Origin of the sequence: Bacillus tuaregi (assembly GCF_900104575.1) — a bacterium.
GTDB classification, from domain to species: Bacteria; Bacillota; Bacilli; order Bacillales; family Cytobacillaceae; genus Bacillus_BD; species Bacillus_BD tuaregi.
In genome coordinates this window covers 3,562,174-3,576,556 of the sequence record NZ_LT629731.1, presented here as the reverse complement: position 1 = coordinate 3,576,556, position 14,383 = coordinate 3,562,174, and the positions used below count along the sequence as shown (strand labels likewise).

At 42.6% G+C, this 14,383-nt stretch carries 7 protein-coding genes, 14 tRNA genes and 2 rRNA genes (1 of these 23 cut by a window edge); 16 read left to right on the top strand and 7 right to left on the bottom strand.

The features are described from left to right. From BQ5321_RS19650 to BQ5321_RS19575, 16 genes are all read left to right on the top strand, one after another. Positions 1-1,743: ribosomal RNA gene (locus tag BQ5321_RS19650) — 23S ribosomal RNA — on the top strand (it extends 1,210 nt beyond the left edge of the window). A 156-nt stretch (positions 1,744-1,899) separates the two neighbouring features. After that, positions 1,900-2,015: ribosomal RNA gene (gene rrf, locus BQ5321_RS19645) — 5S ribosomal RNA — on the top strand. A 10-nt stretch (positions 2,016-2,025) separates the two neighbouring features. Further along, a tRNA-Asn gene (locus tag BQ5321_RS19640) sits at positions 2,026-2,100 on the top strand. 3 nt (positions 2,101-2,103) lie between these two features. Further along, a tRNA-Ser gene (locus BQ5321_RS19635) sits at positions 2,104-2,196 on the top strand. A 9-nt stretch (positions 2,197-2,205) separates the two neighbouring features. Next, positions 2,206-2,280, top strand: a tRNA-Glu gene (locus tag BQ5321_RS19630). Positions 2,281-2,400: 120 nt separating this feature from the next. Continuing rightward, positions 2,401-2,476: transfer RNA gene (locus BQ5321_RS19625), tRNA-Val, on the top strand. A gap of 134 nt (positions 2,477-2,610) precedes the next feature. Then, positions 2,611-2,684, top strand: a tRNA-Met gene (locus tag BQ5321_RS19620). Positions 2,685-2,687: 3 nt separating this feature from the next. Further along, positions 2,688-2,764 (top strand) — tRNA-Asp (locus tag BQ5321_RS19615). Positions 2,765-2,779: 15 nt separating this feature from the next. After that, positions 2,780-2,855, top strand: a tRNA-Phe gene (locus tag BQ5321_RS19610). A 7-nt stretch (positions 2,856-2,862) separates the two neighbouring features. Next, positions 2,863-2,946, top strand: a tRNA-Tyr gene (locus BQ5321_RS19605). Between the two features lie 36 nt (positions 2,947-2,982). Further along, positions 2,983-3,053: transfer RNA gene (locus BQ5321_RS19600), tRNA-Trp, on the top strand. Between the two features lie 12 nt (positions 3,054-3,065). Continuing rightward, positions 3,066-3,141 (top strand) — tRNA-His (locus tag BQ5321_RS19595). A 13-nt stretch (positions 3,142-3,154) separates the two neighbouring features. Next, positions 3,155-3,229, top strand: a tRNA-Gln gene (locus BQ5321_RS19590). Between the two features lie 5 nt (positions 3,230-3,234). Then, a tRNA-Gly gene (locus tag BQ5321_RS19585) sits at positions 3,235-3,309 on the top strand. A 9-nt stretch (positions 3,310-3,318) separates the two neighbouring features. Further along, positions 3,319-3,392 (top strand) — tRNA-Cys (locus BQ5321_RS19580). Positions 3,393-3,415: 23 nt separating this feature from the next. Further along, a tRNA-Leu gene (locus BQ5321_RS19575) sits at positions 3,416-3,497 on the top strand. Between the two features lie 377 nt (positions 3,498-3,874). Here BQ5321_RS19575 and helD read toward each other — a convergent pair. The 7 genes from helD to BQ5321_RS19540 all read right to left on the bottom strand — a co-directional run bounded on the left by helD (position 3,875) and on the right by BQ5321_RS19540 (position 14,356). Further along, a complete protein-coding gene (gene helD / locus BQ5321_RS19570) occupies positions 3,875-6,199 on the bottom strand; it encodes an RNA polymerase recycling motor HelD (RefSeq protein WP_071396091.1) in 2,325 nt (774 codons plus the stop codon). 305 nt (positions 6,200-6,504) lie between these two features. Further along, complete coding sequence (gene ahpF / locus BQ5321_RS19565) at positions 6,505-8,034, bottom strand: alkyl hydroperoxide reductase subunit F (protein ID WP_071396090.1); 1,530 nt, start codon at positions 8,032-8,034, stop codon at positions 6,505-6,507. A 299-nt stretch (positions 8,035-8,333) separates the two neighbouring features. Beyond that, on the bottom strand, positions 8,334-9,656 hold the full coding sequence (locus BQ5321_RS19560; RefSeq protein WP_071396089.1) for a UDP-glucose dehydrogenase family protein: 1,323 nt from the start codon (positions 9,654-9,656) through the stop codon (positions 8,334-8,336). Position 9,657: 1 nt separating this feature from the next. Next, positions 9,658-10,557, bottom strand: coding sequence for a UTP--glucose-1-phosphate uridylyltransferase GalU (gene galU / locus BQ5321_RS19555; RefSeq protein ID WP_071396088.1), 900 nt, complete (start codon positions 10,555-10,557; stop codon positions 9,658-9,660). 155 nt (positions 10,558-10,712) lie between these two features. Beyond that, on the bottom strand, positions 10,713-12,347 hold the full coding sequence (locus tag BQ5321_RS19550) for a Na/Pi cotransporter family protein (protein ID WP_187143763.1): 1,635 nt from the start codon (positions 12,345-12,347) through the stop codon (positions 10,713-10,715). Positions 12,348-12,455: 108 nt separating this feature from the next. Beyond that, on the bottom strand, positions 12,456-13,244 hold the full coding sequence (locus tag BQ5321_RS19545) for a HipA family kinase (protein ID WP_071396087.1): 789 nt from the start codon (positions 13,242-13,244) through the stop codon (positions 12,456-12,458). After that, positions 13,241-14,356 carry a glycosyltransferase family 4 protein gene (locus BQ5321_RS19540; RefSeq protein WP_071396086.1) on the bottom strand — a complete coding sequence of 372 codons (1,116 nt, stop codon included), beginning with the start codon at positions 14,354-14,356 and terminating at the stop codon, positions 13,241-13,243. Before BQ5321_RS19540 ends, BQ5321_RS19545 begins: the two co-directional genes overlap by 4 nt. Positions 14,357-14,383: the final 27 nt, after the last annotated feature.

Sequence of the window (14,383 nt, the reverse complement as noted above, 5' to 3'; positions counted from 1 at the left end):
AACGTATCACCGAAGCTGTGGATGGACATCTATGATGTCCGTGGTAGGAGAGCGTTCTAAGGGCGTTGAAGCTAGACCGTAAGGACTGGTGGAGCGCTTAGAAGTGAGAATGCCGGTATGAGTAGCGAAAGATGGGTGAGAATCCCATCCACCGAATGCCTAAGGTTTCCTGAGGAAGGCTCGTCCGCTCAGGGTTAGTCGGGACCTAAGCCGAGGCTGAAAAGCGTAGGCGATGGACAACAGGTTGATATTCCTGTACCACCAAAATCCGTTTGAACGATGGGGGGACGCAGGAGGATAGGGTAAGCGCGCTGTTGGATTAGCGCGTCCAAGCAGTTAGAGTGCCAGCGAGGCAAATCCCGTTGGCGTACGCTTAAGCTGTGATGGCGAGGGAAATATAGTACCGAAGTTCCTGATTCCACACTGCCAAGAAAAGCCTCTAGTGAGGATTAGGTGCCCGTACCGCAAACCGACACAGGTAGGCGAGGAGAGAATCCTAAGGTGTGCGAGAGAACTCTCGTTAAGGAACTCGGCAAAATGACCCCGTAACTTCGGGAGAAGGGGTGCTTTTTAGGGTTCATAGCCCTGAAAAGCCGCAGTGAATAGGCCCAGGCGACTGTTTAGCAAAAACACAGGTCTCTGCGAAGCCGCAAGGCGAAGTATAGGGGCTGACGCCTGCCCGGTGCTGGAAGGTTAAGAGGAGAGGTTAGCGTAAGCGAAGCTTTGAATTGAAGCCCCAGTAAACGGCGGCCGTAACTATAACGGTCCTAAGGTAGCGAAATTCCTTGTCGGGTAAGTTCCGACCCGCACGAAAGGCGTAACGATCTGGGCACTGTCTCAACGAGAGACTCGGTGAAATTATAGTACCTGTGAAGATGCAGGTTACCCGCGACAGGACGGAAAGACCCCGTGGAGCTTTACTGTAGCCTGATATTGAATTTTGGTACAGCTTGTACAGGATAGGTAGGAGCCTGAGAAGCCGGAGCGCCAGCTTCGGTGGAGGCGTCGGTGGGATACTACCCTGGCTGTATTGAACTTCTAACCCGCGCCCCTGATCGGGGCGGGAGACAGTGTCAGGTGGGCAGTTTGACTGGGGCGGTCGCCTCCTAAAAAGTAACGGAGGCGCCCAAAGGTTCCCTCAGAATGGTTGGAAATCATTCGTAGAGTGTAAAGGCACAAGGGAGCTTGACTGCGAGACCTACAAGTCGAGCAGGGACGAAAGTCGGGCTTAGTGATCCGGTGGTTCCGCATGGAAGGGCCATCGCTCAACGGATAAAAGCTACCCCGGGGATAACAGGCTTATCTCCCCCAAGAGTCCACATCGACGGGGAGGTTTGGCACCTCGATGTCGGCTCATCGCATCCTGGGGCTGTAGTCGGTCCCAAGGGTTGGGCTGTTCGCCCATTAAAGCGGTACGCGAGCTGGGTTCAGAACGTCGTGAGACAGTTCGGTCCCTATCCGTCGTGGGCGTAGGAAATTTGAGAGGAGCTGTCCTTAGTACGAGAGGACCGGGATGGACGCACCGCTGGTGTACCAGTTGTTCTGCCAAGAGCATCGCTGGGTAGCTATGTGCGGAAGGGATAAGTGCTGAAAGCATCTAAGCATGAAGCCCCCCTCGAGATGAGATTTCCCATAGCGTTAAGCTAGTAAGACCCCTGAAAGATGATCAGGTTGATAGGTTTGGGGTGGAAGCGTGGTGACACGTGGAGCTGACAAATACTAATCGGTCGAGGACTTAACCAAATTGAAAAGCGTAGGTGCTCTTTGGCGCCGCAGCTGGACAACACATTGTTTATTACTCGTCCTTTTTCTTCAGCATTATCTAGTTTTGAGGGAACAATTTTTGTGAAATCCCTTGAAAAATTCTAAAAAGACATTATAATAATATATGTCTCATAGTTTGGTGACAATTGCGAGAAGGTCACACCCGTTCCCATCCCGAACACGGAAGTTAAGCTTCTCAGCGCCAATGGTAGTTGGGGTTTTACCCCTGTGAGAGTAGGACGTCGCCAAGCATAATATTATTCCGCAGTAGCTCAGTGGTAGAGCTATCGGCTGTTAACCGATCGGTCGTAGGTTCGAATCCTACCTGCGGAGCCATTAGGAGAGCTGTCCGAGTGGCCGAAGGAGCACGATTGGAAATCGTGTAGGCGGGCAAAACCTGTCTCAAGGGTTCAAATCCCTTGCTCTCCGCCATTATTATGTGGCCCCTTGGTCAAGCGGTTAAGACACCGCCCTTTCACGGCGGTAACACGGGTTCGAATCCCGTAGGGGTCACCATTATGAAGATAGTAGTTAGCTGTTAGTAATTAGAAAAGAAAGGTTAGAATCATATTGTTTTTATAAGATTCGTTTTCCTATCTAACTATTCACTAACCAACTAACAACTTTGTCTAACCTGGAGGATTAGCTCAGCTGGGAGAGCATCTGCCTTACAAGCAGAGGGTCGGCGGTTCGAGCCCGTCATCCTCCACCATTTTAGTGGATAGTATTTAGTGATTAGTAGTTAGAATTCCGGAAAATTCAATGAAGCAATAAATAGTTTACTTTGTTGAAAAACTTACACCCTAACAACTAAAAACTAATAACTAACAACTTATTTACTATTATCGCGGGGTGGAGCAGTTCGGTAGCTCGTCGGGCTCATAACCCGAAGGTCGCAGGTTCAAATCCTGTCCCCGCAATTTGGTCCGGTAGTTCAGTTGGTTAGAATGCCTGCCTGTCACGCAGGAGGTCGCGGGTTCGAGTCCCGTCCGGACCGCCATTTTTACTTTATTAAGGCTCAGTAGCTCAGTCGGTAGAGCAATGGACTGAAAATCCATGTGTCGGCGGTTCGATTCCGTCCTGAGCCACCATTTATCCGGAGGGGTAGCGAAGTGGCTAAACGCGGCGGACTGTAAATCCGCTCCCTTGGGTTCGGCGGTTCGAATCCGTCCCCCTCCACCATTGTTTTTTCACGGTAGTGAAAATAACTATCAATTTAGGGGTATAGTTTAAAGGTAGAACGAAGGTCTCCAAAACCTTTGGTGTGGGTTCAATTCCTACTACCCCTGTTAATCACAATGGCGGCTGTGGCGAAGTGGTTAACGCATCGGATTGTGGTTCCGACATTCGTGGGTTCGATTCCCATCAGCCGCCCCATTATTTATACAACTGGGCTATAGCCAAGCGGTAAGGCAACGGACTTTGACTCCGTCATTCGTAGGTTCGAATCCTGCTAGCCCAGCCATTTTCGCGGAAGTAGTTCAGTGGTAGAACACCACCTTGCCAAGGTGGGGGTCGCGGGTTCGAATCCCGTCTTCCGCTCCATTTTATTAAGGCGGCATAGCCAAGTGGTAAGGCAGAGGTCTGCAAAACCTTTACCACCGGTTCGAATCCGGTTGCCGCCTCCATATTTTTTATTATTAAATATTTTGCCGGTGTGGCGGAATTGGCAGACGCGCACGACTCAAAATCGTGTTCCTTCTGGAGTGTCGGTTCGACCCCGACCACCGGTATCTAGAGATTTGTTAGAGAATATAAAACTCACAATTATTGATTAAATCATTAATTGTGAGTTTTTTTGTTTAACTTCATTCAGGAGGATTCCTCCACTTCTAGAAGTGGGGGATGAATGCACATTGTACTTCGATTCAGTGGGGTTCAAACCCCAGCTGAATGAAGTTAAGCCTCCGGCGAGTCTTGCGATTTTTTTAAGGTAGTTTATCGAGCGAGCTCAGGTAATCCGGACGCAAACTCGACGGGCGAATTTGATTATAGTATATTTGCTTATGGGTGGAAGACAGCGATTCAGTGAAAAAAACGAGCAATGATATCATTGCTCGTTTTCCAGTTTTTTATTACACTTTCGCAATAGCAAGTTTACCTGCCGTCATCAGGTCACCTCAATAAAGCCCTCCTGCAATCCATTATGCAAAAATTGACATGGTTCGCCAACACTGAATAACTGCAAATAATGCATCGCTCTAGTACAGGCTGTGTAGAAAACTCTAAGCAAGTCTTCATTACCGTATACAAGTGTTGAGGCATCATAGATTATGACTGCATCAAATTCAATTCCCTTGGATAAATAAGACGGTACAACAACAACTCCTTGCTCATACTCAATCGAACTGCTCTTTAGGAGCTTAAGTTCATCAATGCTAGTTAAAGCATTATAGGCTTGAAAACTTTCCTCTGCAGACTTACAGATAATCGCAATGCTATTAAATCCAAGGTTACGTAATTCTGTGACCTTTGAGGCAATGCAGTTGTGCAGTTCTTTTTTATCATTTACTTGTGTCAGTTTGGGCCGTTCTCCGTCACGTTCAAATGGAGTTATTCCTTTTCCATTGGGCACGAGTCTTCGTGTAAATTCAATGATTGGTTTGGTCGAGCGATAACTCCGAGTTATATTAATTAACTCCGTTTCATCTGCTCCGTAAAGGCTAGTTAATGTGTGAAAATCAACTCTTTCGCTAGCATGGGCAAAAATCGCCTGATTAAAGTCGCCGAGCACGGTCATCCTTGCTGCAGGAAATAAACGCTTCAAAAACTCAAATTGAAAGGGGGAATAATCCTGAGCCTCATCCACAACGATGTGTTTAATGGCGCTGTTCGTCTGAAAGCCTTGAATCAGCTCTTTTAAAAGTAAAAATGGCGTAGCATCCTCATAACATAGTATGTCATCATCTAGCATTTTCAACGTACCTTGACATATAGGCTCCCATTCCTCAGGTTTTTCACCTTCGATTCTCAGGAACTCAGTAAATAGCTGTTTGTACAAGCCCTTAAAGTCGATGAACTGAAACGCTCGAATTCGTTTTTTCAAAGGCTTTAATTTTTGATGTACAATTAATTGGGCAAGTGCTTCTGGCTCCATCTCATAGTCAGAGATATTTTCTTGTTTAAAGCCTCGTTTTTTCGCTAAGTATCTATGGGCTTTATGGTAATCCTCGCTGCTAAGAAGTTCGATTTCCTCTCGAACCCAAGATTTTTTTCGTTCCATCTTTTGGACATCAGTTATTTTTTTAATCAGCCATTCTCTTAGCTTTTCCAGCCTATTATGGAAGCGGAGTGAAGGGTCGTGATGATAAAATCTTTCGGCTATTTGCTGTGCTGAAACAATTGGTTTCCCTTTAAAGTTTATATCCTTAAATAGCATTCCCGATAACTCGAGTGACTGTCTATAGGTTTGAATCGTTTCGAAAAAGCGGGTAGATGCTTTGTAACGGATACCTGCAAGCCTTGACCTGTACGAAGGAGAATCGGCCTCCGTTAATACATATTCCAATTGCTCGAAGGGATTTTCAACGTGAAACTCTTTACCGAGATGATGATCCAGGTATTCCTGAAAGGTGACCTGCTGCATATTTTCCTCACCCAGCTCTGGCAGTACATTGGCCACGTAATGACTAAACATGGTATTAGGTGAAAAAAGAATAATTTGATCAGCATTTAAACGGTCTCGATATTTGTAAAGTAAATAAGCAATTCGCTGTAGCGCGGCTGATGTTTTTCCACTACCTGCTGCCCCATGAACAATTAGTAGTCTGCCGCGGTCATGACGGATGATCAGGTTTTGCTCCTGTTGAATGGTCGCTACAATATTATGCATTTGTTTATCGGTACCATTACCAAGTACCTGTTGTAATATTTCGTCCCCAATCGTAAGACTCGTATCAAACATAGAATGAAGAACGCCGTTGCGTATTAAGTATTGCCACTTTTTCTCTAAAATGCCCTGGATGGTGCCACCGGGAGTTTCGTATTTAGCTGGTCCGGGCTGATAATCGTAGTAAACACTCGAGACTGGAGCTCTCCAATCGTAAATTAGAAAGTCTTCCCCGCTCTTATCAGTAAGTGAGGAGATGCCAATATAGATTTGTTCCTGTGTTGTATTTCCTTCTTCGATAAAATCAATCCGGCCAAAATAAGGAACCTCCTGCATTCGTCGCAGCGTGGCTAAACGTTTAGTTGCATGTCGATGAGTACTTTGGCTGACAGACAGAGCTTGAGCCTCTTGCCGCAAGCCGATAATAGTTTCAAGGTAATCATCGAAAGAATCAGTATTCACCTTAACCTCATCCCAAAAGTGCCTGCGGATTTGAACCACTTCGTTTCTGCGCCTGGTCGTTTCATCTTCCAATTGATGTATTTCCTCCATTAGGGTGTCCATGACTAAGTTTAGTCTTTGCTCCTGCTGTTGCTCTGGATTCATATCATACACTCCTTAAAAAATATTGATAAAAGGGTTGACTTCAGTATCGATTTTGAATTATAATTAAAGTAGGGATAATATACTAAAAATAATTAATCGATACATATCTATATAAATTTATCACATAATCGCATTTTTTTCAATCTGCTATAAATAAATTCTATGTTATTTCCGTAAAATAACTTTATTAAGTTTAAATAAACCTGCCCTCAAATCAATTTGGGGCAGGTTTATTATTTTGGAGAATTATAGAACAAAAAAAGCCAGTCTTCCATTAATGAAGGAAGATTGGCTTAAAATGGTGATTAATTTCTAATTAAGTATTCAAATGCCCCTAGGGCAGCTGTTGCACCTGATCCCATTGAGATGATGATTTGTTTAAATTTACTATCTGTACAATCGCCAGCCGCAAACACACCTGGTATATTTGTCGATCCGCTCTTATCAATGATAACCTCGCCAACACGATTTAGATCGACGGTGTCTTGGAGCCATTCAGTATTAGGAATTGTACCGATTTGAACGAATACCCCCTGTAATTCGATATGGTGTTCTTCTCCAGTTTGGCGATCCTTGTAGGTTACACCATTAACTTTGTCTGTACCGTTAATTTCCATGACTTGCGCTTGTTCGATAATCGTTACGTTCGAAAGGCTACGCACGCGATCGCACAGAACCGGATCGGCTTTTACTTCAGAGCGAGCGAGTAGTGTTACATGCTTAACAATGCCTGCTAAATCAATAGCTGCTTCTACACCTGAATTTCCGCCACCAATGACAACAACATGTTTGCCGGCAAAGAGGGGACCATCGCAGTGGGCACAATAGGCAATCCCTTTATTTCTGAACTCCTTTTCTCCAGGCACGTCAGCATTACGCCAGCGGGCGCCAGTTGACAGGATAACGGTTTTACTTTTAAGAACAGCACCGTTCTCTAATTCAACCTCGATAAAATCTGTCTTCCTTTCTAGGTGCTTTGCCCGTTGTAGGTTCATAATGTCAACATCATATTGCTTCACATGTTCTTCTAAGGTAGCCGCAAGCTTTGGCCCCTCTGTATAGTTGACTGTAATTAAGTTTTCAATCCCGACTGTGTCTAATACCTGTCCGCCAAAACGGTCTGCAACAATACCAGTGCGAATGCCTTTACGTGCGGAGTAAATGGCAGCACTTGCACCTGCAGGGCCGCCGCCGACAATCAGGACATCATAAGGGTCTTTATCAGCAAATTCGGAAGCGTCTGGACCACTGCCTAAATTCATCAGAATCTCTTCAAGTGACATACGGCCGCTGTTAAAGAACTCGCCATTTAAGTACACGGTCGGAACGGCCATAATATCTTTCGCTTCGACCTCTTCTTTAAAAACAGCACCATCAACCATCGTATGTGTGATGTTAGGGTTTAAAAGACTCATAACATTTAGCGCTTGAACAACATCTGGGCAGTTGTGGCAGCTCAGGCTGGCATAGGTTTCAAACCGATATTCGTCTTTAATATTTTTAATTTGGTCGATGATTTTCTGATCCGCTTTTGGAGCTCTTCCGCTGACCTGTAGTAACGCCAGCACCAATGATGTGAATTCGTGCCCAAGCGGGATTCCGGCAAAAGTAATTCCTGTGTCTTCACCGGGACGATTGATACTAAAGCTAGGAGTTCTTTCTAACTCTGTTTGCGCTACTTTTATGTTGGAAGACATGGCTGCTAATTCCTCTGCAAGTGCAGTCATATCCTTTGATACTTGATCCGTGCCAGAGCTTACTTTAATATGTACTTCGCCTTCCATTAGCTGTAAGTATTGTGATAATTGCGATTTGATTTCAGCGTCTAATATCATCATAGTATCCTCCTATTTTCAGTGAGATTATTGTCAAGAGATAACACCATTATACTATTTTGCGGACAAGAATGCCTAAGCGGAGTGTGGTAAATTAATAACATATTAAATATTATATCTATTTATAATGATTATTTATTTAAAATAATTATTATAAAATATAGTGTTTTTGTCAAGTTTATTTAGTATTAATGGATAAAATAAGGTAACTTTAAGCGAATGAGGGGGAGGTAAAAAAGAAAATTCGGAAGCCTATTAGGATAATAGTCTACCGAATCTTGCTCACTTCACCCCTTTTTCTAATTGATTTCATCCTTGCCAGTAATAATTGCCGGCTTTCCAATCGGATAATATTCTATCCTTGGACAGGCTCTAACTTTTTCCTCAGAAAAGCAATTTCGGCCATCAAAAATAAGTGGTTGCTTCATTTGTTGGGTAACTTTTACCAAATCTAACTGCTTAAACTTCTGCCATTCGGTAACAAGAAATAAGGCATCAGCATTATCGATTGCTTCTTCTATTGAACTGGCATATTCAATCGTATTCCCTAAGACCTTTTTGGCATTTTCCGTTGCGACTGGGTCATAGGCGACAACTTGAGCTTCTGCCCCACGCAAAAGGTGAGCGATGTTGATTGAGGGTGCCTCCCGCATATCATCTGTTTCAGGCTTGAACGACAGGCCAAGCAGGGCGATTTTTTTATTTTTTAATGAACCGAGCACTTTACAGGCCTTTTGATAAAGTAGTATTTTTTGTGACTCGTTTATGCTAATCGTATTTTTTAATAAATCGAAGGAGATACCGTATGAGTCGGCGGTATGCAGAAGAGCTTTGACATCCTTTGGAAAGCAGGAGCCGCCATAGCCAATTCCGGCCTGAAGAAAGGCTGCACCGATTCGATTATCCCGGCCCATGCCGTCTGCCACATCAATAATATTTGCCCCGACCGCTTCACAAAGATTGGAGATTTCATTTATAAAGCTGATTTTCGTTGCTAAAAAAGCATTGGAGGCATACTTAATCATTTCGGCACTTCGCACATTGGTTAGTAGTATCGGAACTCCTAATGGACGATACATTTCCTGTATTTTCAGGGCAGCTTCCTTGTCCTGAGAGCCAATGACAATCCGGTCGGCCTTCATTGTATCCTTGACTGCTGAGCCCTGTCTTAAAAATTCAGGGTTTGAGACCATTTTAAACGGTGTATTCGTATGTTCCTCGATGATACATTTTACATAATCATTCGTACCTACAGGAACCGTACTTTTGATGACGACAATGGTATTTGGCTTCATGTGGGCTGATAGATCCTTTGCGGCTTGAACAAGATAGGAAAGGTCTGCGGCACCATCATCCCCCTGGGGAGTTCCGACGGCAATGATAATGATGTCTGCAGTTTCTATAGCTTCCTTATGGGAGGTTGTAAAATGCAGTCTTCCTAGAGCGGTATTTTTTACAAGAAGATCTTCCAGTCCAGGTTCATATATCGGGGAGAGACCTTGGCGAAGCCGATTAATTTTTGCTTCATCCACATCGATACAACACACAGAATGACCAATTTCCGACAAACAAACGCCAGTTGACAGTCCGACGTAACCAGTACCTAATACAGCTATTTTCATATTAATTCGTCTCTTCCTTTAACGTAATCTCTTTCTGGGTAATCGCGTTTAAATAGGAAAGCACTTCTTCTTTAATGTCCTCGCGCTGCAAGGCAAAATCTAGTGTGGCTTTAATAAATCCGATTTTGTCACCGACATCATAGCGGGACCCTTCAAAATTATAAGCCAATACTGCTTGCTGTTTATTTAGCTCATTAATAGCATCAGTAAGCTGGAGTTCATTGTTATATCCGATTGGAAGCTTGGATAGAATATCAAAGATTTCAGGCCTTAATACATATCTTCCCATAATAGCATAATGGGAGGGTGCAGCTTCCTTGCGGGGTTTTTCTATTAAAGAATCAATATAGAACAGGTTAGGTTCAATATTTGTTCCTTTAGGTTTTATAATGCCGTATTTATGAACCTGGTTTTCTGGTACGGATTGGACTGCTATAACTGAACTGTTACAGTATTCAAATACGTTAATCATCTGTTTTAAGCATGGGGTTTCTGATTTGACAATATCATCACCAAGCAGCACGGCAAAGGGCTCATCGCCAATAAAGCTTTTCGCACATAAAATCGCGTGCCCGAGTCCCTTTGCTTCTTTTTGACGAACATAATAAATATTGGCCAGGTTTGATATTTTTTGTACCTCGTCTAATCTAGTAAGCTGGTTCTTCTTAAGTAATGCATCCTCCAGTTCATAGGATTTATCGAAATGATCCTCGATGGACCTTTTTCCTCTGCCGATGATGATAACAATTTCTTCTATTCCTGAAGCCACTGCCTCCTCGACAATATATTGAATCGTTGGCTTATCAACAATCGGCAGCATTTCTTTAGGTTGAGCCTTTGTGGCCGGTAGGAAACGTGTGCCAAGACCAGCTGCAGGTATAATTGCTTTTCTAATTTTCATAAGCTGCCTCCATTTCTGACTTTCTTATTTCTTTATATGCTCACAGACAAGTACCGGTCACGTTAGTAGCCTATCAATCTTTATTTCAGATTAAGGATCAATGGGGAAGAATTAAAGTAAAAGATAAAACAGGGCCGATTTGGCCCTGTTTTGAATTAATGACGTTTATCAAGTACTGTATCTGCAATATTAACAGCATGGTCTGCAATCCGTTCCAGATTGTGAATTAAATCGATGAAAATAACTCCTGATTTCGGAGAGCAGGTCCCCTCCGTTAAACGATGAATATGCTGCTTGCGATATTGCTGCTCCATGGCATCAATCATCATTTCTTTTTCAATAACCCTTCTCGCAGTATCTTTGTCATTATGCTTTAAGGCTGCTAGGGCGTCTTTTACAATAGAAATGGTGATGTCATACATGTCATCTAGATCTTCTTTTGCAGTATCAGACATGGTAACTTTATGAATTAATTGAAATTCAATTAATTCAATCATATTTTCACAGTGGTCACCGATTCTTTCAATATTTCGAACGGTATCTAGAAGGATACCATGCTCTTCCGACTTTTTTATTGATAATGAGGAAGAGGAGAGTTGTATGAGATACTCTGTAATCGTTTGATCGAGATGATTAATGACTGTTTCCAGTTGATACATGCTCGTAGCATGCTTTAAATGCTTTGTATCAATAAATTCCTTTGTTTCCTCTAGTCCCACTAAAGCCATATTACCCATGTGCAGCACTTCTTCCTTTGCTTGTCCAAGAGCGATGGTTGGGGATTGCTCAATAAATACTGGATTTAGATGCTTTGGCTGGAAGCTCCAAGCCGTATCTTTTCCAGGAATCAACTTCGTAACGATGATAGCCAGTACGGAGACAAAAGGGAGGAGAATAACCGTGTTTGTTATATTAAAGATGCCATGTGCAAAGGCAAGTGTCATTTCTGGATTTAAATTGAGCAGGGATTGAAGGGAATGTATAAGTGCTGTGAATGGAACTAATAGAAGGAGAAAGAGGGTTGTACCAAATAAGTTAAATAAAACATGGGTGGCAGCTGCTCTTTTGGCCGTAATAGAAGTACCAATAGAGGCCAGAACCGCTGTGATTGTGGTGCCGATGTTATCCCCGAATAAGATAGGCAAGGCTGCATCTAGATTTAGTAAGGATTCAGCATACATGCTCTGAAGAATTCCAATGGTTGCGCTGGAACTTTGAACAAGGACAGTGAACATAGTACCTGCGAGGGTTCCAAGTAATGGAGTTGTACTAAAGTTTAAGGTTAGTTCATGGAAGGCTTCTAATGCTCTAAGTGGTTTCATTCCATCACTCATTAGTTCTAATCCATAGAAGAGAGCGCCAAATCCAAAGATAATTTGTCCGAGATACGTTAATTTTTTTTTCCCTTTAAAGAAAAATAAAAATATAGCACCAAATGCAATAATAGGAAGAGCGTAGTCTCCAATATCAATACCAATAATAAAAGCTGTGACAGTTGTTCCAATATTAGCACCCATGATGACACCAATTGCCTGTCGAAGTGTCATAAAGCCGGCACTCACAAGACCAACGGTAATAACTGTTGTACCTGAACTGGTTTGCAAAAGAACGGTTACAAAAATACCTGCTAGAACTCCCATTAAAGGATTTGTAGTATATTTATCAAGAATCCTCTTTAATTTGTCTCCTGCTGAATTTTGCAGGCCATCTCCCATTGATTTGATTCCTAATAGGAATATCCCTAGGCCCCCAAAAAATTCAAAAAGCATTTGTTGTAAATTTAGCTCCACTTCGCCAACTCCTAACTGAATCAATTTATGCTGCGTATGTTTTTTGAGGGTCTTCTAACGGGAGTAACCATTGAAAACCCTCTGTGTTTACTAACGAAATAATCTGAATTAAACTGTTTTTGGTTTTTTACTATCATGTAACGGTCGATATATTGTATTAATGAATTTTTGAATGAGGTCAGGTAGTACTTTTTTACGGCGCATGAGCAATGCATTGACCATTGCTTTTTTCTCCTCTTTTGTTACTCCCCATTCATCTGGAATCATAGATACAATTTCTTCAATTAAAAAAATCGGTATCTTTTGGATAATATCTACTTGCTCGAAGAATTCTTTCTCATCCTGAATAAAATCGGCTATGATTTGATGTGTGGCACTTTTTATTAAGCCTACTGGGAGGTTTTCAATCTCGTCCATCTGCCAATTATAGGTTCCGAAGACCTCAGCATGGTCGATTGCCCATAGTCGAAGGATATTTCCCTGTGCCTTTTGTAACAGAATATTTTTACGAGTCCTGTCGCTGTTATAGAGCCAATAATCAAATACGATTATACTTGCGAGTTCATCTGAATTGATTATTTTCGGGATATCGAGAACCTGGTGACCGTCTAAACAATCTGGAATATAGGTAAGTGCAAATTGATATGGGATGCTATTTATTGCGGCAAGCTCAGGGATTTGTGAAGAATAGCTTTGCGGGATATCTATGATTCGGGCAAATGGAATGGGTAAACCAAGATAACGTGCTAGACAATAGGATACCCACTCATTAGGGAGTGTTTTTTCAAATCCAGGTTGAAAATACTTCACTACATAATCTTTTCCGTCATTAAATGAAATTAAATGAGCATTTGACTTTCCTTCTAGTTTTTTTTGATAGGCGATTGGTTCTATCATGACTCATTCACCTCACCGTCATCCTGAGTCTCCATGGGAACTAAATCTTTTATAAGCTGAATATATTGATCAGCAACTACTTGAATATCGAAATTCTCCTTTGTGTGCTGAATGGCTTTAGCTGACATGGCTTGCTGTAAGTCTGGGTGATCTATAATAGTATAGAGTTGTTTAATCGCGTCTGGTACATTTTGGCCGCGATAGAGAAGACCTGTTTCTCCTTGGACTACCAATTCGGTAATCGGCATCATATTGGATGCAACAACTGGCACACCACAAGCCATGGATTCGATAAAAGTGTTTCCAAACGATTCTGATTTAGTTGTTGCTAATGTACAACCGCCAGAAGATCGGATCTTTGCATATACATGAGGCATTTGCTGATAAGGGATGACGGGGAACCATTTGATCATATCTGATAGCTGTTCATCTTCCCAGACACTAGCAAACTCTTCGCGTTGTATGCTTTGGGCTCCACCGATGACCCAGAATTCAATATCATTTCGCTCTGCTTTGATTTGCTGAGCAATTTGGATAAGCATAGGCCAATTTTTACGTTTATCTAATCTGCCTATCCAGCCGACCACTTTTTTCCCCGCAGTTAGCGTTGGCTTACTGTTAAAATCGATTTCTTCTGTTGGTAATGTCCGGAAAAAAGAGGTATCCACACCATTGTAAATAACATGACGGGGAATGGAATCGGTTAAGATGGATACTAACCGTTTTTGGTAGTGAGATGGTACAATGATTGCTACTGGACTGATTCCTTTAAAGGATTTTAAGTGGGGCATAAGCTTAATGAGTTCAGGGGTACGAGCTTCAATAATGACTGGACCTTGATAATTTGCTTTTTGAATCCACTTGTACGCAGCTGCTGTATCGACAACAATAATGGCATCGTATGAGTTTTGTTTAATAATTTTTACAATTTGCTTCTTATCCTTTGTCAGGTATACGGGTGCAACATCTTCCATAATATGAAGTCCACCGTGATCGGTTGTATATAGGAATTCAGTGTCAATCCCGTGTTTTTTAAAGTAGATTGCACGATTTCTCCATCCAGCGTTGACTCCGCCGACAGTGAGCAGGCGCCAGATAATTAGTATTTTCACTTCGGTCACTCCTCACTAAATTTTAGG